The following is a 26,453-nucleotide window of genomic DNA, read 5'->3' as shown; positions in this document are numbered from 1 at the left end:
CATGACGCACTTCCTGCCGCGCCGGTTGCCACGCCCGCGCCTGCACGGCAGGCGCGCGGCTGGACTGTCGTTGCTGGAAATGCTGCTGGTGATCGCATTGATCGCGGCGATCGGCCTGATCACCGCCGCCGGCCTGTCGCGCGGGTTCGCCGGCATGCAGCTGCGCAGCGCCGGCAAGGACATCGCCAGCCAGCTGCGCATGGTGCGCGCGCAGGCGATCGCCCGCGGCGAACCGCAGCGCTTCGTGATCGAACCGGCACGGCGCCGCTGGGAGGGGGCCAACCAGCGCCACGGTGAGGTGCCGGCACAGCTGCAGGTGCAGTTCGAAGGTGCCGCACAGCTGGCCACCGCGGCGGGGCAGGGCGTGATCGAGTTCCATCCCGATGGTGGCTCCAGCGGCGGCCGTATCCGGTTGCAGCGCGACGGTGCCGAATGGCGCGTCGACGTCGGCTGGCTGACCGGCGAGGTCCGCTCCGGCCCCTGGCGGGCGCAATGAAGCGGCGCGCGCGTGGCTTCACCCTGCTGGAAGTGATCATCGCTTTCGCCCTGCTGGGCCTGGCGTTGACCCTGCTGCTGGGCAGCCTGTCCGGTGGCGCGAAGCAGGTACGTGACGCCGAGCTGCGCACGCGTGCGGTGCTGCATGCACAGTCGTTGCTGGCCCAGGCCGGTGTCGACGCGCCGCTGCAGGTGGGCAGCCAGCAGGGTGACTGGGAACAGGGGCGCTATCACTGGGAGCTGCAGGTCCAGCCGTGGGTCGAGCCACGCGCCGGCAACGTCGTGCAGGCCACGTCAGCGGGCACCCCATGGCTGGCCGAGCTGCAGCTGCGGGTGCGCTGGGGCGACAGCGAGCGCGAACAACTGCACTGGCGCAGCCTGCGCCTGTTGCCGCCCGACCTGGAGAGCGCGCGATGAAGCGGCGCGCCGCGGGCTTCACCCTGGTCGAAGTGATGCTGGCCACCGTGCTGCTGGCCGGCGGCCTGGCACTGGCCTTTGCCAGCGTGCGCTCGGCGATGGCGGTCAGCCAGCGCGGCGAGCAGATCGCCGCTGAAAGCGAACGCATGCGCGCGGTCGAGTCGTTGCTGCGCAGGCAGCTGGCGGGTGCACTGCGCACCCCGCTGGAGGCCCCGGACCCCACCCGCGAACCCATCTTCTTCCAGGGCGAGGAGCAACGCATGCTGTTCGCCGCCGACCTGCCCGGTTACCTCGGCCGTGGCGGCCCCTACCTGCACGCGCTGCAGGTGGACGGACGCGGTGGCCAACAGCACCTGCTGCTGGACCTCGTGCTGCTGCAGGAAGGCGAGCGCATCGCCGAGAATCCGCCGCGCCCGCCAGAGGTGCTGGTGGACAACCTGAAGTCGGTGCAGCTGCGCTATCGCGGCATCGATGCCGGCACCGGGCAGGTGACCGACTGGCTGCCGCGCTGGGATGACACCCGCCGCCTGCCGATGCTGGTGGAAATCCAGATCGTGCCATCCCGGGGCGCGCCGTGGCCGCCACTGGTGGTGGCGCTGCGTGCCGGTGGCAGTGGAGGCACGCGATGAGCCGTCAGCGCGGGGCGGCATTGGTGCTGGTGCTGTGGCTGATCGCATTGATGACGGCGCTGGTCGGTGCGTTCGCGCTGAGCGCACGGGTCGAGCACCTGCAGCAGCGCGTGCTGGATGACGATGCACGCGGGCAGGAACGTGCGCGCGCCGGCCTCGAATATGCCCTCCTGCGCCTGTCAGCCGATCCGCAACGGGCGCCCTGGCGTGCCGATGGCCGTACCTACCGCTGGCAGTTCGACGACGCCAGCATCGAGATCAAGGTGCTGGACGAGAACGGCAAGATCAACCTGAACCTGGCCGACGCCGCACTGCTGACCGCCTTCCTCAAGGCGCTGGGCGAAGACGATGCACAGGCCCGGCAGTTGGCCGGCGCCATCATCGACTGGCGCGACGAGGACAGCCTGCTGCAACCGGGCGGTGGCGCCGAAGCGCCGGACTACGCCGCAGCCGGATTGCCCTACGGCCCACGCAACAAGCGCTTCGAGACCCTGGGCGAGCTACAGCGGGTCCTGGGCATGCGCGGACCCCTGTACCGGGCGATGCTGCCGCACCTGACCCTCTACAGCCGCCAGGCACGGCCGGATCCGCAGTTCGCCAGCGCGCCGGTGCTGACCGCGCTGGGCCTGGATGCGGACAGTGTGATGGCGCAGCGCGCACAGCAGGAGCGTGATGCAGATTCCGCTGGCGGCACGACAACGCTTGCCAGCAGCAGCGGCACCTATAGTATCGAGTCCGGTGCCATCGACGGCAGTGGACGCAGGTCGGTGTTGCAGGCAGTGGTACGCAGTGGCTCGGGCGGGGTTCCCGGGCGGACTTACACAGTGCTTCGCTGGGAGCAGGGAATGACAGCAAGATGACGGCGTGGCAGGACAGTCTGCGGCAGGTGCAGGGCCGGATCGGCCCGGGCGCCGGCCGTTTCCTGCGCTGGTGGCGGCAGTCGCTGCTGGCCTGGGTGCCGGTGCGCTGGCAATGGGCATTGGGCTGGGGCCAGGCACGCCTGCTGCTGCTGCACGAGGGCGACCAGCTGCAGGTCTGGCGTGAAGCCGGCGAACGCCGCGAAGCGGTGGCGCGCCTGCCGTGGCCGCTGTCGCCGGTGGAGCTGGACCGCGTGCTGGAGCCTCGCCTGCGTACTCTGCCGCGGGTGTGGCTGCTGCCGGCGACGGACGTCCTGCGGCGTAGCCTGCGCCTGCCTGCCGCAGCGGCCGACCGCCTGCGCGCCGTGGTCGGTTTCGAGATCGACCGGCAGACCCCGTTCGAATCATCCCAGGTCAGTTATGACGTGCGTGAGCTCGGCGCGGGCGGCGAGGGCCAGCTGCAGGTCGAACTGGTGGCGTGGCCATTGCGGCAGCTGGACGCATGGCGCACCAGTGTGGGCCCATGGGCCGATGCGCTGGCGGGCGTCGATGCCATCGATGCGCAGGGCAACGTGCTGCAGGTGAACCTGCTGCCGCCCGCACAGCGCCAACTGCGGCCAGACCCGATGCGACGCTGGAACCTGCTGCTGGCAGTGGCTGCCGTCGTGATGCTGGTACTGGCCGCGGTGCAGCTGCTCGACAACCGCCAGGCCGCCGCCGATGAGCTGCGTGCACAGGTCGAGCGCAGCACGCGCAGTGCGCGAGGTGTGGCCAGCGAACGCGCGCAGCTGCAGGCGCTGATCGATGGCGCCGCATTCCTGGAGAAGCAGCGCAGCCAGCGCGCCGGCACCGTTGAAATCTGGAACGAACTGACCCGGCGCCTGCCGGAAGGTACCTACCTGGAGAAGCTGGCGATCGAGAACAACAACCTGCAGCTGATCGGCCTGAGCCGCGAGGCGTCGCAGCTGGTGCAGCTGCTGCAGGACGCACCGCAGTGGCGCAAGGTCAACCTGACCGGGGTGCTGCAGGCCGATGGCGCGGCCAGTGGCCGCGACCGCTTCACCATGACCGCCGAACTGCAGCCGTTGCCGGCCGCCGCACCAACCCCGGAGGCGGCCGATGCCGATGCCAAGCGCACGCCGTGACCGCTGGCTGGCGCTGGCACTGCTGCTGGCAGTGCTGGGCCTGGCCTATCTGCTGCTGGTGCACCCCTGGTTCACCCAGCCGCTGCGTGCGATCGATGCCGATGTCGCCGCCCTGCGCGAACGCGAGTCGCGCGTGCAGGCGCAGCTGCAGCAGCAGCCGCAGATCGAACAGCGCCTTCGCGCTACCCGCGAGGCACTGCAGCAGCGGCCAGGCTTCCTGCGCGAAGCCACTGCCGAAGCTGCCGCCGCTGCATTGGGCGCCCGGCTGCAGGATGCGGTGGCGATGGCCAGCCCGGGCAACCGCAGCTGCACCATCAGCAACCGCACGCCGCTGACCGACAACCGGCGCGACGCCGAGTTCGTGCGCGTCGCCATGCAGGTGCGCCTGCGCTGCGGGGTGGCCGAACTGGCCACCGTGCTGCACAGCCTGGAAACCGGCAGCCCACGCCTGTTCGTCGACAACCTCAACCTGATCGCGCAGCGCTTCCAGCAATCACCGAACGAATCGGGGCTGGGCCTGGACGTGTCCTTCGAGCTGGCCGGCTATCTGCTGCCGGGCGCTGCCGCCGATGGCACGGTTCCGGCGCCCGCTGCGACACCGGCACCGTCCGCGTCGCCGGCCGAGGCCGTACCTGCGCCGCAGCCGGCGCCCCCGTCCGAAGGGCAGGAGGTGGCCGATGAAGCTTGAGCAGATCAGCCTGCGTACCGGCTTCCTGCTGGCGCTGGCCGGTTGGGCGGCCGCCGTCTGGCTGGCGACCGGCTTCGGGCTGGGCAGCCAGCTGCCGGGTGCCGGCGGTGATGCCGACGCCGCGCCATCGCTGCCATCGCTGCCGCCGCTGGCGGCCGAGCGCATGGCCAGCGCCGACAGCTACAGCGCGATCGGTGAGCGCCCGTTGTTCGCCGAAGACCGCAGGCCGCGGCCTTATCTGCTGGGTGGCAGCGAACCGGCGGCCAGCGCCGCGTTGCGCCTCACCGGTGTGCTGCTGACCGGCGATTTCGGCATGGCCACGTTCACCACCGAACAGAACCGCTCGCTGCGCCTGCGCCTCAACGGCGAAGCCGTGGATGGCTGGCAGCTGGTGGCGCTGCAGCCGCGCCAGGCGACGGTGATCGGCCCTGGTGGCAACCAGGTCCTGGAACTGGCGGTGTTCAACGGCCAGGGCGGTGAGCCGCCGACGGTGCTGCGCGGTGCCAACGGCGCACCGCCTGCAGGTGCGATCGTGGTGCCGCCCTCGGCGGGCGCTCCGCCGGCGCCGCCACCGCCCGCGGCAATCCCATCGCCGTCGCCCGCTGGCAATGCACCAGCGCCTGCGGCGGCCGCTGCAACAACCCCACCGGCCAACAACAACGGTCCCAGTGAAGCGCAGATGCAGGCCATCCGCGAGCGCATCCAGGCCCGCCGCCGCCAGCTGCAGCAACAGCAGCAACAACCGTCGCCGCCCCCGGGCGATGGCACCAACCGATAGAGTGAATGCATGAACCTGCGTTTTCTTCCCTGGTACTTTGCCCTCGCGCTGCTGGTCGGCTGCAGTACGGTGTCCGCGCCGCACGTGCAGCGCAACGGCAATCTGTCGCCCAGCGCCGACGCCGGCCAGGCGGCCGATGTCGCTGCCGATGCCGCCCGTGAAAGCCAGGGGGCACCGCAGGCGGTGATCCGCCGCGGCACCGGCACCATGATCAACCGCGAGGCCGCGCGTGCGCCGGCACCGGCGCTGCACGGTGCCAGTACCGGCGAGGCGACCTTCAACTTCGAAGGCGAATCGCTGCATGCGGTGGTCAAGGCCATCCTTGGTGACATGCTTGGCCAGAACTACGTGATCGCGCCAGGCGTGCAGGGCACGGTCACCCTGGCCACGCCCAAGCCGGTATCGCCGGCGCAGGCACTGAACCTGCTGGAGATGGTGCTGGGCTGGAACAACGCGCGGATGGTCTACAGCGGTGGGCGCTACAACATCGTCGCCGCCGACCAGGCGCTGGCCGGCACGGTCGCGCCAAGCACGGCACCCGCGGCCAGCGCGCGCGGCTTCGAAGTCCGCGTGGTCCCGCTGCAGTTCATCTCCGCCACCGAAATGAAGAAGGTGCTGGAGCCGTACGCGCGCCCCAACGCCATCGTCAACGTGGACAGTGGCCGCAACGTGATCACCCTGGGGGGTACCCGCGCGGAACTGGAAAACTACCTGCGCACCGTCGAGATCTTCGACGTCGACTGGTTGTCGGGCATGTCGGTGGGCGTGTTCCCGATCCAGTCGGGCAAGGCCGAGCAGGTCGCGGCCGACCTGGAAAAGGTGTTCGGCGAAGAGAGCAAGACGCCCAGCGCCGGCATGTTCCGTTTCCTGCCGCTGGAGAATGCCAACGCCGTGTTGGTGATCACGCCGCAGGTGCGCTACCTGGACCAGATCCAGCAGTGGCTGGATCGCATCGACACCGCTGGTGGCAGCGCCCGCCTGTTCTCCTACGAGCTGCGCTACATCAAGGCGCGCGACCTGGCCGAGCGCCTCAGCGAGGCCTTCGCCAGCAGTGGCAACCGCGGCGGCTCCAGCCCGGCCTCGCTGGCACCGGGCGCCATTCCGTCGCAGCTGGGCGGCGACGGCGACCGTGGCATGGACAACAGCAGCAGCAACCTGGGTTCGACGCTGGGCGGAACCAGTGGTAGTGGCAGTGGCAGCAGCAATGGCAGCCTGAACCTGCCGCAGCGCCAGCCCGGCAACGTCAGTGTCAGCCTGGAAGTGGAGGGCGACCGCGTCGGCGTGTCGGCGGTGGAGGAAACCAACACCCTGCTGGTGCGCTCGACGCCGCAGGCGTGGCGCTCGATCCGCGAGGTGATCGAGAAACTGGACGTGATGCCGCTGCAGGTGCACATCGAGGCACAGGTGGCCGAAGTCGCGCTGACCGGTGACCTGAAGTACGGCGTGAACTGGTTCTTCGACAATGCCGTGGCCGGTCGCGCGCTCACCGGAGCCCTGGCGGGCCTGACCCTGCCGCCGGCTGCAGGTGGTTCGTGGAACACCTTCGCCGGCGGCGTCACCGGCAATGACGGTGTGGGCTGGGCCTTCACCGGCCACAACGCGGCCGCGGTGGTCAGTGCACTGGACAAGGTGACCGACCTGCGCCTGCTGCAGACGCCGTCGGTGTTCGTCCGCAACAACGCCGAGGCCACGCTCAACGTCGGCGACAAGGTGCCGATCAACACCACCACGGTGAACACCGGTGTGGGCACCAGCACCTACAGCTCGGTGCAGTACATCGACACCGGCGTGATCCTCAAGGTGCGCCCGCGCGTGACCCGCGACGGCACCGTGTTCCTGGATATCGTGCAGGAAGTCAGCAGCGCCTCGGACGTGCCGGAGGCCTGCAACCCGACCGAGCGCAACTGCAACCCGCGCATCTCGACCAAGAAGCTGTCCACCGAAGCGGCGGTGCAGAGCGGTGACACCATCATGCTGGCGGGCCTGATCACCGATTCGGCCACCGACGGCAGCAGCGGCATCCCGGGGCTGAGCAGGATTCCGGTGGTCGGTGCGTTGTTCGGGCAGAAGACCCGCACCAGCCGTCGTTCGGAAGTGATCGTGCTGCTGACCCCGACCATCGTCCGCAACAGCCAGGAATCGCGCAACCTGACCGACGAGTACAGCAAGCGCTTCCGCGCGATGGAGCCGCTGAACCAGCCGCGCGCGAAGAAGTAAGGGGTTACGGCCGGGCGGCGCCCGGCACCCGCCGAGGCCGGAGCAACGGCAACGGCCAAAGCGAAAGCAACAGCAACAGCAACAGCGGGTTTACTGAGGGAGGGTGGGTCGGCGTGGGGTGGCAGGACACGCCGTAAACCCGTCCCTGGGGGCTCGATGGCGCCATCCATGGCGCCAACGGTCCTGTCACCCCACGCCGACCCACCTCTGACAGACTCCCGCGGCTGTTGGTAGGTGTCGACCTTGGTCGACACGGTGGATCCGCGCCATGCGTGGATGACTGTCTGTCAGATTTCGAAATCAGAAAATGGGGTCAGATCCGTTTTCCTCTGGAAAACGGATCTGACCCCAGGCTTTGCCGACAGATCGCAGAAATCTGTCGAAGGCGGGGTGGGTCCGGTTGCGGGGGCGTGAGCCGCATGGATGCGGCGACCGAGCTTACATGGACGTACTTGCAGCGTCCCCCGCAACCGGACCCACCCCGCCATCCCACGGATAGCCGGCTTCTGCTGTTGCTTCGGCTCCAGCTCCAGCCTCCGCGGGTGCCGGGTGCAACCCGGCCGATACCCTCCCGGTGCTACGCTGTGGCCACCGACAACCACGGAGGCGGGATGGGGGCGATCGTGTTGTTGCCGCTGTGCGTGGACGATGCCGCACTCGACCGCTGCCTGGCCGCGCTGGATGCCGGCACGGCGCCAGGGACCGCGGTCTGGTTGGCCGATGACGCACAGACCGGGCCACGCGCGCAGGCGGTGGTGGAACACTGGCTGGCGCATACGCCGCTGCAGGCCGAGTACACCCGGCGCGCGCGGCCACTGGGCGAAGTCGCCCATCTGGACGAGATGCTGCGCGCCTGCGATGGCCTGGACGTGGCCGTGCTGGCGCCGGACAGCGTGCCATCACCCGGCTGGTTGCAGCAGTTGCAGGATGCTTTCGCCCGCGATGCCGCGATCGCCACCGCAACCCCCTGGTGCAATGCCGGCGAGACCGCCGCGTGGCCACGGCTGGGCGAGATCAATCCCGAGCCGCAGGACCCGGTCCTGCTGGCGCACACCTGCGCGACGCTGCCGACGCTGCACCCGGAGCTGCCATCGGCGGTCACCCACGCGGTGCTGGTGCGCGGCAACGCGCGCCGTCGCGCCGGCGGCCTGGACGTGGACAGCTACGCTGGCTGGAACGCGGCACTGGTCGACCTCAGCCTGCGCATGGCCGGCCTTGGCTGGCGCAACGTGTTGTGCGAGACCGCCTTCGTCAGCCGGGCAGGGGAGGCGGTCAGCCGCGATGGCGATCTGGAGGCCCTGGCCGCGCGCTGGCCGGCCTGGGTACCGCGGCTGGCCGATTTCCTGATGCACGACCCGCTGCACGGGCTGCGCGCCGACCTGCAGCAGCGCATGCGGCAGGCGATAATGCCGAAGGAACAGGGCGACCTGTTCGTCCCGTCAGTGCCGGAGCCACCCGTTTGAATGTTGCCATCGCCGCCATCGTCGTCACTTACCAGAGTGGGAGCACCATCGATGCCTGCCTCTCGCGCCTGCGCCAGGCGCAGGATGTGGCCGAGATCCGGGTGATCGACAATGGTTCGCTGGATGGCACCCTGGACATCGTGCAGCGGCATGCCAGCCACGATCCACGCGTGCGCTTCGTCGGCAACCCGGACAATCCCGGCTTCGCCGCCGCCAACAACCAGGGCGTGGCCGACTCGCACAGCCCGTGGCTGGCCTTCATCAACCCGGACCTGATGGTCGAGCCGGACACGCTGGCCGAACTGCGCTCCCGCGCCGAAGCGCTGGGCGACTGCCTGCTGGGCGTTGAACAGGTGGACGAGCATGGCCATGCCGACGAGGCGGTGCGCCGCCGCGACCCGGATTTCCTGAGGATGCTGCGTTCGCCCGGCAAGGGCTCGAAGCTGGCGGTTCCGCGTGAGCCGCACCAGGCACTGCAGCGGGTGCCGGCACTGTCCGGCGCACTGCTGATGATGCCGCGCGCGCTGTTCGACCGTATCGGTGGCTGGGACGCGGGCTATCGCCTGCACGCCGAGGACCTGGACCTGTGCCGGCGCGCGCGCGAAGCCGGCGCGGTGGTAGCGATCGCCAACGACCTGCAGGTTACCCATGTGCGCGGTGTCTCCAGCCGCTCGCGGCCGTTCTTCGTGGAATGGCACAAGCACAGGGGGCTGTGGCGCTACTTCCAGAAGTTCGAGGCCAGGCAGCGTTCGCTGCCGGTGCGCGCGGCGGTATGGGCTGCGATCTGGGTGCATGCGCTGATGCTGGTGCCGCGCCTGCTGCGCAGGTCGTTGTAGAGCCGAGCCCACGCTCGGCTGCATGGAAAGGGTCATCCACGCATGGTGTGGCTCCACTCGCCGCGCCCACGGTTCACTCCGCCGGGCGCATAATCCGCCCCATGCCTATCATCCAGTCCCTGCTCGACACCGACCTGTACAAGTTCACCATGATGCAGGCGGTGCTCCACCAGCACCCCGGCGCCCAGGTGCAGTACCGGTTCAAGTGCCGCACCCCCGGCATCGACCTGGCAAGCTACATCGCCCAGATCGATGAGGAAATCGACCACCTGTGCAGCCTGCGTTTCAGCGACGCGGAACTGGACTACATGCGTGGCCTGCGCTTCGTGAAGCCGGACTTCGCCGATTTCCTCGGCCTGTTCCATCTGGACCGCAAGTACATCCAGCTGCGTGCGTCGACGGCCGTGCCCGGCGAGATCGAGCTGGACATCACCGGCCCGTGGCTGCACACCATCCTGTTCGAAGTGCCACTGCTGGCGATCATCAACGAAGTCTGGTTCCGCAACACCACCACGGCCGACTTCGCCGAAGGCGAGCGCCGCCTGCAGGCCAAGGCCGCGCTGCTGCGCGATACCCCCGGTTTCGAGCACTGCCGCATCGCCGACTACGGCAGCCGCCGCCGCTACTCGCGTGACTGGCATGCCCGCCTGCTGCCGCTGCTGCGCGACGCGCTCGGCCCGCAGCTGGTCGGTACCAGCAACGTCCACTTCGCGCGCCTGTATGGCATGACCCCGCACGGCACCATGGCCCACGAGTACCTGCAGGCGTTCCAGGCGCTCGGCCCGCGCCTGCGTGATTCGCAGGTGGCAGCACTGGAATCGTGGGCGCGCGAGTACCGCGGCGATCTTGGCATCGCGCTGTCCGACGTGGTCGGCCTGGACGCGTTCCTGCGCGACTTCGACATGTATTTCTGTAAGCTGTTCGACGGTGTGCGCCATGACTCCGGCGATCCGTTCGACTGGGGCGACCGCATGCTGGCGCATTTCCAGCAGCGCCGGGTCGATCCGCGCAGCAAGGTGCTGGTGTTCAGCGATGGGCTCGACATCGCCAAGGTGATGCGGCTGTACGACTACTTCCGCGGTCGCTGCCAGGTCGCGTTCGGCGTTGGCACCCACCTGACCAATGACCTGGGCCCGACGCCGCTCAACATCGTCATCAAGATGGTCCGCTGCAACGGCCAGCCGGTGGCCAAGCTCAGCGATTCGCCGGGCAAGAGCATGTGCGACGACCCGGGTTACCTGGCCTACCTGCGCCAGGTGTTCGAATTGCCGCAGCCGGAGTAATACCGGCCTGCAGGGCTTACAGGTAGTCGACGACCACCAGGTAGGCGCCCTGCAGCGGCTGCTGCTTCGAAGCCTGCACGCTGTAGCGCTCGGAGAAGGCGATATCGCCGGCGCGCATCGCGCTGGCCGACACCGACAGCTTCTGGCCCTGGCGCTTGCCGTCACGCAGCGTCGCCGCCTGGCCATCGGCCAGTGCCGTCACGGCCACCGTCGAGCCCTTGGCCGACGGCGGGCAGGCCGCCAGGCTCAGCTCACCCTGGGACAGGTTCGTCGTGCAGCCCGGCTCGGCGATACGGCCGCTGAAACGGATGCTGCCGCTGCTGGCCTGGGCCAGCGCACTGACGGACATCAGGGCCACGCACAGCAGAATGGAGTTCCTCATGACACGTTCTCTGGTTCGGTGTGTCCTAGTTAGCGACAGGATCGATCAACCTTTAATAGGACGATTCCGAATCTGCTAGGGCCATCACCAAGAAAGAGTGATGCGCATCAAAGAAGCCAAATTCCCCCTGAAAAATGCCTGTTTCCGCGCGTGCCGAACGCGGCGCGCAATGCGACATCACCCAGTCGTTTGTAGCGTGACCGGACCCCGCGTCGAATCCCCCGCACCCCGAGGCTGTGATTTCGCCTAACACGTCACATTTAAGGCGTCAATGAATTGGCGTTCAGAAAAATAATGAGACTTTCATCACAGTTGTGCCTATACTTGCGTCACGGATTCAGGGAGAGGTATGTCCGAGTCCGGCCACAGGTGAGACGCAAGGATGGGTCTTGTTAGCCCGGCAGTGCTCCTTGCTTCCTCCTCTACTTCTCATCTCTTCAGTAGGGTTAGGTAAAAGCGAATGCACAAGATGAACCTCATTGCCGCTCTGATGCTGGCCGCCGCTCCGCTGGCCGCCAACGCCGCCGACGGCACCATCACCTTCAATGGCAAGGTGACCGACAAGACCTGCACCATCTCGACCCCGGGCGGCAAGGACTTCGCCGTGACCCTGCCGACCGTGTCCAAGAACACCCTGGCCACCGCCGGTGCCGTTGCGGGCCGTACCCCGTTCGCCATCAACCTGACCAAGTGCAGCGCCGGCAACGTCGCCACCTACTTCGAGCCGGGTTCGACCGTCGACTTCAACAGCGGCCGCCTGGTCAACCAGGCCTCGGCCAACGCTGCCACCAACGTGCAGCTGCAGCTGCTGGGCTCGAACAACCAGTTCCTGCCGATCAAGGCTGCTGGCGCTGGCCTGGCGCAGACCAACTCGCAGTGGGTCACCGTCGGCACCGACGGCTCGGCCGATCTGAACTACTACGCTGAGTACTACGCCACTGCCGCCGCCACCCCGGGCGACGTCACCAGCAGCGTCAAGTACACGATCATCTACAACTGATCGTCGTCGTACCCGCATTGGCCGGCGTACGCGCCGGCCAGTGCTTCGCGGCCCCTGGCCACACCCCTCGAGCGTAGTACTTCCGATGAAAGCAATCTTTCCCCGGGCGCTGCTGCTGGCAGCGTTCACGCTGCCCTTCTGCCAGAACGCTCTGGCCGGCGTGGTGGTCAACGGCACGCGAGTGATCTATCCGGCGCAGGCGCGCGAAGTGACCGTGCAGGTCGACAACGTGGGCGATTCGCCGGCGCTGGTCCAGGCCTGGATCGACAGCGGCGACGCCAACCAGACCGCCGACAACAGCGACGCCCCGTTTGTACTGACGCCGCCGATCGCGCGTGTCGAGCCGGGCCGCAGCCAGGCGCTGCGCGTGATCTTCTCCGGTGCGCAGCTGCCGACCGACCGTGAGTCGGTGTTCTGGCTCAACGTGCTGGATGTGCCACCGTCGCCCGACAACGCCGACAGCGGCGACCAGAATTACCTGCAGGTTGCGTTCCGTTCGCGCCTGAAACTGTTCTACCGGCCGCAGGGCCTGAAGGGCGTCGCCAACGACGCGCCGGCAGCGTTGCGCTGGACCCGCACGGGCGATCGCCTGCGGGTGGAAAACCCCAGTCCCTTCCACGTCACGCTGGCCGAAGTGCATGCCGTGACCGGCAGCAGCGAGAAGACCGTCGAGGACAAGGGCGCCATGGTCGCGCCGAAGCAGAGCCTGGAGTTCACCGCACCGGCGGGCTCCGACCAGGTGCGCTTCATCACCATCAACGATTACGGCGGTCGGGTGGAGCACACGGTCCGCCTCGGCAGTACCGGGGGCTGAACGCGCCGCGCCGGCCATGGGCCTGCGCATCCCGCCACCGCCGCCGTGCGGCGAATTGAAGGAATGTCAGTGTGATCGGAAACAGATTGACATTGTCGATCCACCAGGCGATCTGCCTGCTGGTTGCTGGCGTGGCCTGCCCAGGATGGGCGCTGGCTGCGCCGGCCAATCTCGGCGAACAGGCGCTGATGGCGCAGAGCGGTGCGGCCAATGCGCGTGCACCCGAGTCGGCCCAGTTCAACTCCAGCTTCCTCTCCGGCCAGGCCAAGCAGGTCGACCTGGCCTCCTTCACCAATGGCAACCCGATGGTGGCTGGCACCTACCGTGTCGACGTCTACGTCAACGGTGGCTGGCAGGGCCGTCGCGATCTGCAGTTCAAGGCCGATGAGCAGGGCCGCGTCGACGCCTGTCTGCCGCTGCCGATGCTGGAAGAAATGGGTGTGGACAGCGAGGCCGTGCTGCTGCAGCAGGACCCGACGCTGCCGACCGACACGACCAGCTGCGTGCCGGTACAGCGGCGCATGGCCAATGCCTATGGCATCTATGACAGCGGCAACCTGCGCTACGACCTCAGCATCCCGCAGGTGTTCCTGCGCCGCGAGGCGCGCGGCTACGTCAATCCGTCGCTGTGGGACCGCGGCATCAACGCTGGCTTCGTCGGCTACAGCTTCAACGCCATCGACAGCGACAGCCGTGTTGAAGGGGGGCAGCGCAATCGCAGCGCCTACCTCGGCCTCAACGCCGGCCTGAACCTGGGAGGCTGGCAGTTCCGCCACGATTCCAACCTGACCTGGTCCGAAGGCAACGGCCGCCACTGGCAGAGCATTGCCACCTATGCGCAGCGCGGCATCCCGCAGGTGCGCGGCATGCTCACCATTGGTGAGGCCTACACCACGGGCGAGCTGTTCGATTCGATCGGCTACCGGGGTGCCAGCCTGGCCAGCGACGACCGCATGCTGCCCGATTCGCTGCGCGGTTACGCGCCGGTCGTGCGCGGCATTGCCGAAACCAACGCGCGCATCGAAGTGCGCCAGAACCAGCAGCTGATCTACTCCTCCACCGTATCGCCGGGCAGCTTCGTCATCGACGACCTGTACCCGACCGGCTACGGCGGCGACCTGGAAGTGAGCGTGATCGAGGCCGACGGCCGCCGCCGCGAATTCAAGGTGCCGTTCGGTTCTGTGCCGCAGATGCTGCGCGAAGGCGTGTCGCGCTACTCGCTGACCGCCGGCCAGGTGCGCAACAAGCTGCTGGCCGATGAGCCGTGGCTGGTGCAGGGTACCTATCAGCGCGGCATCGGCAACCAGTTGACCCTGTACGGCGGCAGCGCGCTGAGCGAAGGCTACCTGTCGCTGCTGTACGGTGTCGGCCTGTCCACGCGCGTCGGTGCCTTCGCTGCCGACGTCACCCATGCACGGACCTCGTTCGACCACTACGGCAGCCACACCGGCGCCAGTGTGCGGCTGAGCTACAGCAACATGATCGGCGAGACCGGGACCAACCTGACCCTGGCCGCCTACCGCTACTCCACTGAAGGCTTCTACAGCCTGCAGGACGCGCTGTATGGCCGTGATTCGGACAAGCGCGGCATCGATCCGACCACCCGTGGCCGTCAGCGCAGCCAGTTCCAGGTAACGCTGAACCAGCCGCTGGGCCGACGTGGCGGTGCGCTGTACGTGACCGGCTCGGTGCGTGACTTCTACGACCGTTCCGGCACCTCCAAGCAGTACCAGGTGGGCTACAACAACGCCTGGCGCTCGGTGAACTACGGCTTCTCGGCGCTGCGCACCGAAGAAGGCGTGCTCGGCCGTTCCGATACCCAGTACCTGCTGTCGATGAGCGTGCCGCTGGGCCGGGGCACCCACCCGGTGTCGTTCAGCGCCGACCTTGGCGCGCGCGACCGCGGTGGCTACGACAACAGCCGCGTCGGCATCACCGGTTCGGCCGGCGTCGACAACAACTTCAGCTACGGCGTGGCCCTGTCCGATTCCCGCGAGGGTGGCACCACTGCGGTCGGCAATGCCGAGTACCGCAGCCGCTACTCGGCGTTGAACGCCACCTACAGCCACTCGCGTGATTTCCGCCAGGCGTCGGTCGGTGCCAACGGCAGCGTGGTCGTGCATCCGGGCGGCTTCACCTTCACCCCGCAGCGCGGCGACACCATGGTGCTGGTCGAAGCGCCGGGCGCGCGCGATGCGATCGTCAGCAACGCGCCGGGCCTGCGCGTCGATGGCCGCGGCTACGCCGTGGTGCCGTACGTGTCGCCGTACCGCCTCAACACCGTCACCCTCGATCCGCAGGGCATGGCCCACGACGTCGAACTGGAAAGCACCAGCCAGTCCATCGCGCCGTTCGCCGGTGCCATCAGCTACCTGCGCTTCGACACCCGCAAGGGCAACGCGCTGCTGATCCAGGTGCGCAACGCCGATGGCCGCAGCATGCCGTTCGGTGCGCAGGTCAAGGACGAACAGGGCCAGCCGGTCGGCATGGTCAGCCAGGGCGGCCGCCTGTACGTGCGCAGCGAGAAGAACCAGGGCCAGTTGCAGGTCGAGTGGGGCGCCGGTGCCGACCAGCGCTGCACCATTGATTACCAGGTACCGGCGGGCGCCGATGCGTCCAAGACCGGCTTCATCCCGCTGGAGGCAGCATGCCGATGATTTCTTCCCGTGGCCGCAAGGCGCTGGCCGCGCTGGCCGTACTGGGCGGCGTGCTGCTGGCGCAGCAGGCCAGCGCCGCCTGCCGCATCCAGAACAGCTGGTTCATCGCCCAGGACGTGACCATGGACATGGGCCAGATCGTGATCCTGCCCAGCACCCCGGTCGGCGGTGTGATCAAGGAAATCAGTGAACCGATCACCCAGCAGAACAGCGTTGCCCGCTGCGATTCCTGGACCGGCGGTCGTTCGATCGGTGAGTACGTCAACGCAGCGCAGAAGCGCCCCGTGGCCGGCTTCTCGAACGTCTATGAAACCGATGTGGCAGGCGTCGGCATCCGCCTGTACCGCGATTCGGGTGCGATCCAGACCTACTACCCGCACTCGATCAACTTCGGTGGCGGTTCCGTGGTCAGCCTCATCGGTGGCCAGTTCCGCATCCAGCTGATCAAGACCGCTGCGCAGACCGGTTCGGGCGTGATCGCGCCGAACGGCCGCTTCACCAACTACTACTTCGACGGCGATGGCCCCGGGCGCCCGGTACTGACCTCGACGTTCAAGGGCTCGGGCACCACCGTGGTCAGCCCGACCTGTGAAGTGCAGGCCGGCAGCCGCAACATTGCCGTCGATTTCGGCAGCGTGCCCAACACCACCTTCACTGGTGTCGGCTCCAAGGCCGTTGATCGCGACTTCGAGATCCGCCTGAACTGCCAGGGCAGCAACGTTGCCGCCTACCAGAGCAAGATCGGCATCCGCCTCGATGCCGACCAGGACAGCTCGAACATGCCAGGCGTGCTGAAGCTGAGCGCGGCCAGCAACAGTGCCACCCGCATCGGCATCCAGATGGTCCAGCGCGATGGCAGCACCGAGCGTGAAGTGCGCTTCGGCCAGACCATCAACGTTGGCACCACCGCGCCGGGTACCAGCGTCATGGCGCTGCCGCTGCGCGCGCGCTACGTGCAGACCCAGGCCGGTACGGTGGGCGCGGGTGTCGCAAACGGCCAGGCCACGTTCACCATCCAGTACGAGTAAGGCCGCCCCGGCGGCTGCCCCTGCTGCGTTCCTCCGCAACGTCGCCCGGCTCACGGGCGGCGTTGACTGCGTCTTGATCCTGCAACGATGAAGATCGATGCCACGACGCGCATACAGACGCCTTAGTGTGATGTATGTCGCGAATTTGGAGTTTCCTCATGAGGTGACCGTCTCCTGCCTGCGGGTGCTGGACGGCAACGCCGAAAGGATCCAGACGTGGCTACTGCTGCTTGCCCCCTTCCGCGCCGGCTTTCGGGAGCGCTCCGGTGAAGGTCCTGTCGGTGTTCGGCACGCGACCGGAAGCCATCAAGATGGGGCCGCTGGTGCGCGCCCTGGCACACGCTGCGGATATCGAATCGGTGGTCTGCATCACCGGGCAGCACCGGGCGATGCTCGACCAGGTGATGGCGCTGTTCGAGATCACCGCCGACCATGACCTCGATGTCATGGTGCCCAACCAGACCCTCAATGGCCTGTGTTCCAGGCTGTTCGAACGGCTTGACGCGCTCTACACGCAGGTCCGCCCCGACTACGTGCTGGTGCATGGCGATACCACCACGGCGATGACCGCGGCCCTGGCCGCGTTCCATCACCGCATCCCGATCGGCCATGTCGAGGCCGGCCTGCGCACCGGCGACATCCACCGGCCGTGGCCGGAGGAGATGAACCGGCGGGTGATCGATGTGGTCGGCCATCAGTTGTATGCACCCACTCCCGGCTCGCGCGCCAACCTGGCCCGTGAGCACCTGGGCGGGCAGATCCTGGTCACCGGCAACACCGTCATCGATGCCCTGCAGCAGACCGTGCAGCGGCTGGATGCCGATCCGGCACTGCGTGCGCAGGCCGACGAACCCTTCCATATGCTCGAACCCGGCCGCCGGCTGCTGCTGGTCACCGGCCATCGCCGCGAGAGTTTCGGCCAGGGCTTCGAGGACATCTGCCGTGCGCTGGCCGAGCTGGCACGGCGGCCGGACCTGCAGGTGCTGTACCCGGTGCACCTCAACCCGAACGTGCAGGGCCCGGTCAATGCCCACCTCGGCAACCTCGACAACGTGCACCTGGTGCCGCCGCAGGATTACCTGCGCTTCGTGCGCCTGATGCAGCGCGCCGACGTCATCCTCACCGACTCCGGTGGCGTGCAGGAAGAAGCCCCGGCGCTGGCCAAACCGGTGCTGGTGATGCGCGATGTCACCGAACGGCCGGAGGCGGTCGAGGCCGGTGTGGTCACGCTGGTCGGCACCACGCCCTCGCGCATCGTCGATGCGGTCAACGCGGTGTTGGCACGCCCCCCGCAGCCGGCCCGCTTCGACCCCGATGCCAGCCCGTACGGGGATGGCCGCGCCAGCGCCCGCATCGTCGCCGCCCTGCGCGGTGCGCCCCTTCCCGAATTCTCGCCCGGCGTCCGCAGCAGCGGCGCCGTCCACCCCATCCACGCGAAGTGACGCCATGACCCAGACCGGCCGCTCTTCCCTGTTTGCATCCGCCGCTGCGTTCGTCCTGTCGGGCGTGGTTGGCAGTGCCCATGCCGCCGACAGCGTCGCCGGCCAGTTCACCGAATGGAGCAGCGACAGCACGGTGAACCGGCAGATGACCCTGCGCGAACTCGGTTTCCGCCAGCCACTGGTGCTGAGCGGGCAGGAGAGCCAGCGCGAGGTCTACCTGCCGGTGCCGGCCGGTGTGGCCACCCGCGACGCGCAGCTGCAGCTGGATGGGCGCTATGTGCGCGGCCACGCCGGGCGCACCTCGGGCCTGTGGTCGGTCGATGGCGACCCGATCGCGGCGCGTTCGATCACCGATGCCCAGGGCGATGCCAGCCAGCTGCTGGCCATCGATGGCGAACCCCGCCAGAGCGGCTTCGTACGGGTCGGCGTCGGCTGGTGGTCGATCGTGTCCGATTACCAGTGCGCCGACCAGAGCGCGCCGGCCAATGTGCTGCGGCTGTCGCCGGACTCGCGTTTCAGCTACCGCTTCGACGGCCGCGCCGTGGATACCGTTGCCAAGGCGTGGGGGGCGCTGCCACCGCGGGTGCGCCTGCTGGTGGATGGCAAGGCGCTGCAGGCACCGGCCTACGATGCGGCCTGGCGCATCGGTACCGCGTTGCAGGCCGGGGGCAAACAGGTGCAGATGGTGGCCCTGCCCAAGGTCGGTGACAGCGTTGACCTCGCCGGTATCAGCATCCCGGCCAGCCTGCAGGGCGTGCCGGCCTACGCCGCGCTGGCCACGGGTGAGCGCGGGCATGCGATCAGGGATCTGGCCGAAGTCGGCGCGCTGCTGTCATTGCGCGACAGCGGGCCGTTGGCCGCCGATGTGATGATCGGCAGCGATGCACTGCGCGCCGGCGTGCGTGCGGCGCTGGATGCGCTGGCCGTACAGGTCGGCGCGGCAGGGGCCGATGCGGGCACCGCGTTCGCCGCGTGGCGCGGTACCGACATGGGCGGCCTGGAAAAGCCCGCCGCCAACGCGTCGGTCAGCGTGGTGGCCGTGGCCGGGCGTCCGACGCTGGTGGTCGACCCGGCGGCGGCGGGCAAGGTCGCCGGGCTGCTCGCCGAGCAGTGGCGCAGCTATGCACTGGGCCGCAGCCTGCAGGTCAGCGCAGCGGGCACGCCCAGACTGGACGGTGACCAGGTACTGCTGAGCCGGCTCGGCAACATCGCCGGCACCATGGATGTGGTGACCCGCGCCGACCGCAGCGCCAGCTTCGACCTCGGCGCACTGTCGGCCGATGGCCGCCTGCCCGAGCAGGTGGTGATCGATGTCTCGGCGGCCCCCAACGCGGCCGGGCAGGGCGCGGTCGCCACGATCTACCTCAACGATTACCTGTTGGGTGGCAAGGTGCTGTCGGCCAACGGCCAGCCGCAACGGCTGGTGGCCAAGGTGCCGGCCTACGCGCTGTCGGCACGCAACGAGATCCGTGTCAGCTTCCTGCGCCAGCCGGCGCGTCCCTACTGCCACGATCCGGCCACGGGCTATCCGGTCTCGATCCTGCCCAGCAGCCACCTGACCTTGGCCAAGCGTTCGCTGGGCAGTGACTTCGTGGGTGCCAGCAGCCAGCTGTCGCGCGGCAACCAGGTGTTCGTGCCCGGCACCTGGCTGCAGGATGCGCCGGCCTCGCTGGGCAAGGTCATCGCGGTGACCAGCGCAGTGGGCGCATCGCCGGAGGCATCGGAACTGAAGGTGGTCGAAGCCGGTGCCGTGGTCAGCCCGGGCGCGCCGTGGCTGGCGTTCGGCGTGGCGCCAGCCGGTGTCGATGTGGCCGGCCTGAAGGATGGCCACCTGCTGATCGGCGGCAAGCCGCAACCGCTGTTGGATGTGAGCGGGCTGGATCGTGCCGCGGTGGTGCAGGTGGGGTCGTCCGGTGGCCAGCTGGGCGTTGTTTACAGCGACCTCGGTGCGCAGTCACCGCCGTTCGGCGCCCCATTCCGTTTGCTGCGGGGCGATCTCGCCGTGCTCGACGGCAGTGATGCCGTGCGCGAATTCGACCGCCAGGATCCCTACGGCACGCGTATCGCGCAGGACGGCAACCCGCAATCGAAGTGGGAACGGCACATGGTCTGGCTGCTGCTGCTGGTCGGCGTGATCGTGTTCGCGCTGCTGGCCGCCCGCGTCACCCAGGTGCGTCGCCGCAAGTCCGTCAACACAGGGCACTGATCCACCGTGGACGGTCTGTTCTGGAACATCCAGCTGGCCAACTACTACGCCGCCCTGGAAACCACGGCGGCGGCGGTGGCCGTGCTGATCCTGATCTCCAGCCTCGATGACCTGTTCATCGATGTCTGGTACTGGGTACGCGAGAGCTGGCGCGCGCTCACGATCAAGCGCCGCGATGCCTACCGGCCGCTGACCCAGGACGACCTGCTGCAGCGCCCGCAGCAGCCGCTGGCGATCATGGTGCCGGCGTGGATGGAGTACGACGTCATCGCGCAGATGGTGGAGAACATGATCAACGTGCTCGATTACCGCGAGTACGTCGTGTTCGTCGGCACCTATCCCAACGACCAGCAGACCATCGATGAGGTCGAGCGCATGCGTCGCCGCTACAAGCGCCTGCGCCGCGTGGAAGTGCCGCACGACGGGCCGACCAGCAAGGCCGACTGCCTGAATTGGCTGATCCTGGCGATCTTCGACTACGAGAAGCGCCACGACATCGAGTTCGCCGGGGTGATCCTGCACGATAGCGAGGACGTGCTGCATCCGATGGAACTGCGCTTCTACAACTACCTGCTGCCGCGCAAGGACATGATCCAGCTGCCGGTCACCTCGCTGGACCGCGAGTGGTATGAGCTGGTTGCCGGTGTCTACATGGACGAATTCGCCGAATGGCACGCCAAGGATCTGGTCGTGCGTGAAAGTGTTTCCGGCATGGTGCCATCGGCGGGCGTCGGTACCTGCTTCTCGCGGCGCGCGCTGCTGGCGCTGAGCGCGCAGACCGACAACCAGCCCTTCAACACCGACAGCCTCACCGAGGACTATGACGTCGGTGCGCGGTTGGCGGCGATGGGCATGCAGTCGATCTTCGCCCGCTTCCCGGTGCAGTTCCGCGTGCGTCGCCCGTCCTGGTTCGGCTGGGGGCCGGTGCGCGAGCGCACCCAGCAGATGGCGCTGTGCGTGCGCGAGTACTTCCCCGACAACTTCCGTGCCTCGTACCGGCAGAAGGCGCGCTGGGTGCTGGGCATCGGCCTGCAGAGCTGGGAGTCGCTGGGCTGGCGTGGCTCGCTGGCCACCAAGTACCTGCTGGCGCGCGACCGCAAGGGCATCATCACCTCGTTCGTCAGCATCATTGCCTACCTCATCTTCCTGCAGCTGCTGCTGTTCTGGCTGCTGAAGATGTCCGGGGTGTGGACGATGCAGTTTCCCAGCGTGTTCCAGGCCGGTACCTGGCAGATGAACGTCGCGCTGCTGACCACCGCAGCGCTGGCCACCCGTGTCGTGCAGCGCTTCTACTTCGTCAACCGGCTGTACGGCTGGGAGCATGCCTTGATGTCGATCCCGCGGATGGTGGTCGGCAACATGATCAATTTCATGGCCACCGCGCGTGCGTGGAAGGTGTTCCTGGCTTACCTGCTGTTCGGCAAGCGCATGGTCTGGGACAAGACCATGCACGACTTCCCGGATGCGGCGCAGCTGGTGCAGACGCGCAAGCAGCTCGGCGAGCTGTTGACCACCTGGCAGGCGGTGGAGCCGGAGCGCCTGCAGCAGGCGCTGGACCAGCAGCATGCCGGCCGGCAGCAGCCACTGGGCCGCATCCTGCTCACCCAGGGTTGGCTGGATGATGAAACGCTGGCCGAGGCGATCGCCTTCCAGGGCGACCTGCCACGTGCGGTGATCGACGTGGATTACCTGCGGGCCGGCCCGTTCCCGGTCAGCGCCGACGCCTGCGTGCAATGGCGCATGCTGCCATTGCCGCCGCGGCAGCCGGGGACCCTGCGTCTGGCCGTGGCCAGCCCGCTGCCCGAGGAGGCACTGGCGCTGCTCAAGCAGGAAACCCGCAGCGAGCACATCGAACAGAGCATTGCCCGCGAAAGCGAAATCAACGCGGGGCTGCGCCTGATCGGCGGCGACCGGCACTGGCAGCTGGACAACGTGCCCCTGCTGGGCGACCTGCTGGTGGAGATGCGCCTGATCGATCACGCGCGCTTCGAGATCGCACTGGATGCCTACAAGCCGCAGCGCGATGGCCGCATCGGCGATTACCTGGTCAAGCAGGGCATCACCACCGAAGACGCCGTGGCCCAGGCCATGCAGGAACAGCGCCGGCGTGCGGCCGCGCTGCAGTCGCCGCCTCCCGGAGCCTTGCCGGCATGAAGACCACGCTGCTGTCCTCCGTCATTGCCGTGGCACTGGCCACGGCGGCCGCGCCGGTGCTGGCCCAGGCCGATGCAGCACTGCCGTTGTCCGGTGCGGCCTACCGCGTCGCCGAGCAGGCGTTTGCCGCCTATGAGCGCGGTGACTACCCGGCGGCTTACCGGCAGTCCACCGAAGCGATCCGGCTGCGCCCGGACGTGGTGCGGCTGCGCCTGTTGCAGATCTATGCGCTGCAGAAACTGGGGCGGGGTGCCGAGGCCCAGCAGCAGGCACGTCGTGCACTGGATGCGGGGTTGAAGGATCCGGCGTTGCCGGCGCTGGCCGCTGCCACCGCTGCGCGCAGCACGCCCCCGGATGCCAGGAGCGGGCGTGCACCCTCCCCACCGCGCGTGGCTGGCAGCGGCGCAGACCGCGCCAGGCAGCAGGCCTACGCGCTGGCCACCGAGGCCTACGCCGCCTATGACGCCGGGCGGATGGGAGAGGCAGCCAGCAAGGCCGAGCAGGCCTTTCGGCAGCAGCCAACGCAGGGCGCCTGGGCGATGCTGTGGGTGGCCGCGCTGGAGGCACAGCAGCAGCCCGAACAGGCCGACGCCGCCATTGCCACCGCGCTGCAGCTGGGCGCGCCGAATGTCGAGGCATTGCGCGCACAGCGCGTGGCGCTGGATCGACAGCGCGCGCTGCTGCAGGCCCAGCAGGCGTACCGGTCGCTGTCCACGCAGGATGATGCCGCGGCCGTTGCGCAGGCACGTGCCGCTGTCGAGCTGGCACCGGAGGTGGCGACGTACCGGTTGCTGCTGATTACCGCGCAGCTGCAGCAGGGGCAGCTGGCCGACGCCGAGCGCAGTGCCGACCAGGCGTTGCAGGCCGACGGCCAGGATCTCAATGCGCGGGTGATGCGCGGCTACCTGCGCCAGCGCCAGGGCAACAGCCTGCTCGCCAACGAGGACTTCGACACCGCGCTCGCCATGCCGGGCTCAACGACGCAGCAGCGCAACGTGCGCCTGCTGGCGGTGGATGCGGCCCTGGCCGCTGGGGATCGCGCACGTGCGGCTGCACTGCTGGCGCCGCTGCGCGCGGCATTGCCAGCAGATGCCAGCGATGCACGCGCGCAGCAGCTGCTGCAGCAGGGCATCGAGCAGCGCGCCAAGGCGGTCCGTTCCAGTCGCGAGCGTCCGCGTTTGAGCGCGCAGACCTATCCGGCGCCGTTCCAGCACTGCCAGTCTGGCGACAGCGGCAACCGTTGCGAGTTGATGCCGGCCGACCTGCAGGGCGACGGTGGTGCCGCACAGCGTGCCTACGCGGCCTACGCGCGCCGGGACTATGCCGAGGCCATCGGTGAGGCGCGGCAGGCCGTGCAGCTCGCACCGGACGACGCGAGCCTGCACGGCCTGCTGACCACCACGCTGGCGGCAGGCAACCGCAGCCAGCAGGACGAAGCACGGCAGCGCCTGGATGCGGCGCTGGCACAGCGCCCTGACGATGCGGAGGCGCTGATGCAGCGCGGCTACCTCAACCAGAAGGCGCACGAGCCGGCGCGCGCACTGGCCGACTTCCGTGCCGCCGAGGCCACCGGCAGGGCACCAAAGGGCGTGGTGCTTGACCAGGCCTACGCCAGCGCGGCCAACGGCGATCACCCGCAGGCGGTGACCCTGCTGCGGACGGCCATTGATCGTGCCGATGCCGGTGAGCTGCCACTGGATGCGCACCAGCGCCACAACGTGCGCAATGCCATCGCCAACTATTCGCGCGAGTGGGGCGTGATCGCCTCGGCCGGCTTCCGTGGCGCGCGCCAGGCGGCGACCAATGTCGGCGGCGCGGCGATCAGTACGCCGGGTGATTCGGTGTTCAGCACGCTTGAAGCGTTCTGGCGCCCGCCGGCTTTCAATGACCAGCACGGCACGCTGGAGCTTTACGCGCGGCTGCTCAACACCCTGTACGACGAGGGTGGCACCTACGAGTCGATCCGCGCCGTGGACCCGTGCACCGGCGAATCGACGCCCGATGCACGCGCGCGCGCCGAACGGCTCAGCCGCTCGCGTTCCACCACCGGCTGGCCGTCCACCATCGCCTCGTTCGGCCTGCGCTACGCCTTCGGCCAGACCGGCCTGAGCGCCGGCATCGAGCGTCGCCAGTTCCTCGGCAGCGCCACCCGCACGGGCGATGTCTACCCCGCTTCGGCGGCCGTGCAATGCAGCCTGCAGCTGGCCCGCAACCCGCCACTGGAAGCCAGCACACTGGCCCGCTACCGCCTGGCCAGCGGTTCCGGTGGCTGGATGTCCTACCTGACCTACGGCTATTACCACGGCACCGACCTGCGCACCGACGTGAATCAGTGGTGGATGGTCAGTGGCTACGCGCAGGGCGGTTACACGTGGGATGACAACAGCGCGCATTTCACCCTCGACGCACTCGATGCCAATGGCACGCCGGTGCGCCGGGTGGGCGATGCCAACGGGCGCCTGCATCGCGAACAGTGGTTCGCTGCCGGTGAACTGCGTGCCGGCCGCAGCTTCCGCTTTGGTGCCGGGCAGACCCACTGGGTGGTCACGCCGTATGTGGTGGTGGGGGCGGACTGGCTCGACCAGCGCTCGCGGGTGCGCGACATCCGCTACCCGCTGTTCCCGGCGCAGTCGTTCGCACTCAACGATACGCAGCGCAGCTGGTCACTCGGCGCAGGGCCGGGCGTGGGCGTGCGCTACTGGTTCCGCGAAGACCACTATAACACGCCGCGTTCCTACCTGGACCTGACCGTGCAGTACCGCTTCGCGATCGGCCGCGGTGATACGCAGCGCGCCAAGGGCCTGTTCGCGACCGCCATCCTCTCCTACTGAGGCAGGCCCCAACGTCGTCGCAGCGCCGCGGCCTGCGGCGTGTCCTGGGTCAGCCACGGCTCCAGTGCATAGACCAGCACGTGCTGCGCACCGCTGTCGTGCGCCCACGCCAGCTGCCGCTGGATGCGCGCGGCATCTGCGGTTTCGCCCTTGAACGCGCTGCCGTCGGCGGGGCTGCCGGGCAGTTCGCGGAACAGTTCGACGATCGCATCGAACCCGATGCCCTGTGCCCGGAAATGGCCGAGCAGCGGTTGCAGCTGCTGCACGTTGCCGGCGCCGGCCACCCCCACGCCGTCCTGCACCATCGGCCGCAGCGCGGCCCGTGCCAGCACCGCCTGCCACAGCGCGACCAGGTCGCCGTCGGTCTGCAGGCGGCTGAAGTAGCAGGAGATCGCACAGTCACCGCCGCGCGCGCTGGCGGCCTGCGCCAGCCCGTGCAGCCACTGCGCCAGCCATTGCTGGCGGGCCGGATCGGCCCAGTGGAACTGCTCCAGTTCGTAGGGCAGGTACCAGCCGCCGAAGGCGGGCTGCTGCGCCCACGGCGCCTGTGCCAACCAGCTGCGCGCGTGCGCCAGGCTGTCGGCCAGGAACGCCTGCAGCGTGGCGTCGTCGGCGCCGATGGCCTGCCACCAGCGTTGCTGGAAGGGCAGGCCAACGCGGATGCGGATGTCGTTCTCGCTGGCGGCGGTGAACAGCTGCTGCAGGTTGCTGTCCGGCAGCGACCAGTCGCCATCGCTGCCACCGACGATGCCGGTCCACTGCAGCACCAGCTGCCGGCAGCCCAGCGCGTGGGCAAGCTTCAACGAACGTTGCCAGTCGGCCGGGCCCCACTGCAGATGGCTGCGCCAGGGCTGCAGGAAGGTGCCATCCACCTGCACCGGCAGCGAACAGCCGGGCAGGGTGGCGAGCGTAGCGGCCAACGGCGCCAGCACTGCCGCGCGCAGCAACCGGCGGCGCAACGGCGAAGACGGATCCGTGGGAAGGTCGGGCCGAACCATGCCCGCATCATCCCAGAGCACCGTGGGTGGGAGGTGAACCCCGCGCCGGGTGGTGCCGGCCGCTGGCCGGCATCGTGCCCCGGGTGGCAGGTGAATCACCATCCGGTAGTGCCGGCCGCTGGCCGGCATCGCG

The 26,453-nt window shown here is 68.6% G+C and carries 20 protein-coding genes and 1 pseudogene; 19 read left to right on the top strand and 2 right to left on the bottom strand.

Features of this window, described 5'->3' with window-relative positions:
- Window position 1 precedes the first annotated feature (1 nt).
- From xpsH to pncB, 11 genes are all read left to right on the top strand, one after another.
- Window positions 2-496 carry a type II secretion system protein XpsH gene (gene xpsH / locus AC5P8R_RS11340; protein ID WP_014645891.1) on the top strand — a complete coding sequence of 165 codons (495 nt, stop codon included), beginning with the start codon at window positions 2-4 and terminating at the stop codon, window positions 494-496.
- Window positions 493-912 (top strand): type II secretion system protein XpsI, encoded by a 420-nt coding sequence (xpsI, locus tag AC5P8R_RS11335; protein ID WP_111205445.1) that lies wholly within the window; start codon window positions 493-495, stop codon window positions 910-912. Before xpsH ends, xpsI begins: the two co-directional genes overlap by 4 nt.
- Window positions 909-1,541: a type II secretion system protein J gene (locus tag AC5P8R_RS11330; RefSeq protein WP_495223418.1), complete on the top strand. Its 633-nt coding sequence runs from the start codon at window positions 909-911 to the stop codon at window positions 1,539-1,541. Before xpsI ends, AC5P8R_RS11330 begins: the two co-directional genes overlap by 4 nt.
- Window positions 1,538-2,401, top strand: a complete 864-nt coding sequence (locus AC5P8R_RS11325; RefSeq protein ID WP_046428741.1) for a type II secretion system minor pseudopilin — start codon at window positions 1,538-1,540, stop codon at window positions 2,399-2,401. Before AC5P8R_RS11330 ends, AC5P8R_RS11325 begins: the two co-directional genes overlap by 4 nt.
- Complete coding sequence (locus tag AC5P8R_RS11320; protein ID WP_495223416.1) at window positions 2,398-3,543, top strand: PilN domain-containing protein; 1,146 nt, start codon at window positions 2,398-2,400, stop codon at window positions 3,541-3,543. Before AC5P8R_RS11325 ends, AC5P8R_RS11320 begins: the two co-directional genes overlap by 4 nt.
- On the top strand, window positions 3,524-4,231 hold the full coding sequence (gspM, locus tag AC5P8R_RS11315; protein WP_232017607.1) for a type II secretion system protein GspM: 708 nt from the start codon (window positions 3,524-3,526) through the stop codon (window positions 4,229-4,231). The genes AC5P8R_RS11320 and gspM overlap by 20 nt, the downstream gene beginning before the upstream one ends.
- Window positions 4,221-5,009, top strand: coding sequence for a type II secretion system protein, XpsN-like (locus tag AC5P8R_RS11310; RefSeq protein WP_014645897.1), 789 nt, complete (start codon window positions 4,221-4,223; stop codon window positions 5,007-5,009). Before gspM ends, AC5P8R_RS11310 begins: the two co-directional genes overlap by 11 nt.
- Window positions 5,010-5,018: 9 nt before the next feature.
- Window positions 5,019-7,226: a type II secretion system secretin GspD gene (gene gspD, locus AC5P8R_RS11305; protein WP_495223415.1), complete on the top strand. Its 2,208-nt coding sequence runs from the start codon at window positions 5,019-5,021 to the stop codon at window positions 7,224-7,226.
- Window positions 7,227-7,837: 611 nt separating this feature from the next.
- The gene (locus AC5P8R_RS11300; protein WP_046428748.1) at window positions 7,838-8,689 is read left to right on the top strand and encodes a glycosyltransferase family 2 protein; all 852 of its coding nucleotides are present in this window, start codon (window positions 7,838-7,840) and stop codon (window positions 8,687-8,689) included.
- Window positions 8,686-9,525 carry a glycosyltransferase family 2 protein gene (locus AC5P8R_RS11295; RefSeq protein ID WP_032962463.1) on the top strand — a complete coding sequence of 280 codons (840 nt, stop codon included), beginning with the start codon at window positions 8,686-8,688 and terminating at the stop codon, window positions 9,523-9,525. The genes AC5P8R_RS11300 and AC5P8R_RS11295 overlap by 4 nt, the downstream gene beginning before the upstream one ends.
- Before the next feature lie 101 nt (window positions 9,526-9,626).
- The gene (gene pncB, locus AC5P8R_RS11290; protein ID WP_014645901.1) at window positions 9,627-10,808 is read left to right on the top strand and encodes a nicotinate phosphoribosyltransferase; all 1,182 of its coding nucleotides are present in this window, start codon (window positions 9,627-9,629) and stop codon (window positions 10,806-10,808) included.
- 16 nt (window positions 10,809-10,824) lie between these two features.
- Here the strand turns inward: pncB and AC5P8R_RS11285 are convergent, their stop codons facing one another.
- Window positions 10,825-11,190 (bottom strand): hypothetical protein, encoded by a 366-nt coding sequence (locus tag AC5P8R_RS11285; protein ID WP_014645902.1) that lies wholly within the window; start codon window positions 11,188-11,190, stop codon window positions 10,825-10,827.
- A 460-nt stretch (window positions 11,191-11,650) separates the two neighbouring features.
- Between AC5P8R_RS11285 and AC5P8R_RS11280 the strand changes: the two genes are divergently transcribed.
- The 8 genes and pseudogenes from AC5P8R_RS11280 (at window position 11,651) to AC5P8R_RS11245 (ending at window position 25,322) form a co-directional block, all read left to right on the top strand.
- Entirely contained in the window at window positions 11,651-12,190 is a 540-nt protein-coding gene (locus tag AC5P8R_RS11280; RefSeq protein WP_014645903.1) for a fimbrial protein, read from the top strand.
- Between the two features lie 85 nt (window positions 12,191-12,275).
- Window positions 12,276-13,004 carry a fimbrial biogenesis chaperone gene (locus AC5P8R_RS11275; protein ID WP_014645904.1) on the top strand — a complete coding sequence of 243 codons (729 nt, stop codon included), beginning with the start codon at window positions 12,276-12,278 and terminating at the stop codon, window positions 13,002-13,004.
- Between the two features lie 92 nt (window positions 13,005-13,096).
- Entirely contained in the window at window positions 13,097-15,661 is a 2,565-nt protein-coding gene (locus tag AC5P8R_RS11270) for a fimbria/pilus outer membrane usher protein (protein WP_049408715.1), read from the top strand.
- Window positions 15,652-16,689 carry a fimbrial protein gene (locus AC5P8R_RS11265; protein ID WP_169411201.1) on the top strand — a complete coding sequence of 346 codons (1,038 nt, stop codon included), beginning with the start codon at window positions 15,652-15,654 and terminating at the stop codon, window positions 16,687-16,689. The genes AC5P8R_RS11270 and AC5P8R_RS11265 overlap by 10 nt, the downstream gene beginning before the upstream one ends.
- Before the next feature lie 266 nt (window positions 16,690-16,955).
- Window positions 16,956-18,139 (top strand): annotated as a pseudogene (gene wecB, locus AC5P8R_RS11260) (non-hydrolyzing UDP-N-acetylglucosamine 2-epimerase).
- Window positions 18,136-20,337 carry a hypothetical protein gene (locus AC5P8R_RS11255; RefSeq protein WP_495223414.1) on the top strand — a complete coding sequence of 734 codons (2,202 nt, stop codon included), beginning with the start codon at window positions 18,136-18,138 and terminating at the stop codon, window positions 20,335-20,337. The pseudogene wecB and the gene AC5P8R_RS11255 overlap by 4 nt, the downstream one beginning before the upstream one ends.
- A 6-nt stretch (window positions 20,338-20,343) precedes the next feature.
- The gene (locus AC5P8R_RS11250; protein ID WP_329858491.1) at window positions 20,344-22,491 is read left to right on the top strand and encodes a glycosyl transferase family protein; all 2,148 of its coding nucleotides are present in this window, start codon (window positions 20,344-20,346) and stop codon (window positions 22,489-22,491) included.
- Window positions 22,488-25,322 carry an NfrA family protein gene (locus tag AC5P8R_RS11245; protein WP_495223413.1) on the top strand — a complete coding sequence of 945 codons (2,835 nt, stop codon included), beginning with the start codon at window positions 22,488-22,490 and terminating at the stop codon, window positions 25,320-25,322. The genes AC5P8R_RS11250 and AC5P8R_RS11245 overlap by 4 nt, the downstream gene beginning before the upstream one ends.
- Here the strand turns inward: AC5P8R_RS11245 and AC5P8R_RS11240 are convergent.
- Window positions 25,316-26,320, bottom strand: coding sequence for a DUF4434 domain-containing protein (locus AC5P8R_RS11240; protein ID WP_230548470.1), 1,005 nt, complete (start codon window positions 26,318-26,320; stop codon window positions 25,316-25,318). The two genes, AC5P8R_RS11245 and AC5P8R_RS11240, sit on opposite strands and share 7 nt — an antisense overlap.
- Window positions 26,321-26,453: the final 133 nt, after the last annotated feature.

Source organism: Stenotrophomonas sp. YJH_SMC_73 (assembly GCF_059370155.1).
Note: the sequence above shows the minus strand (reverse complement) of the source record. Positions and strands in the feature narration are given on the sequence as shown.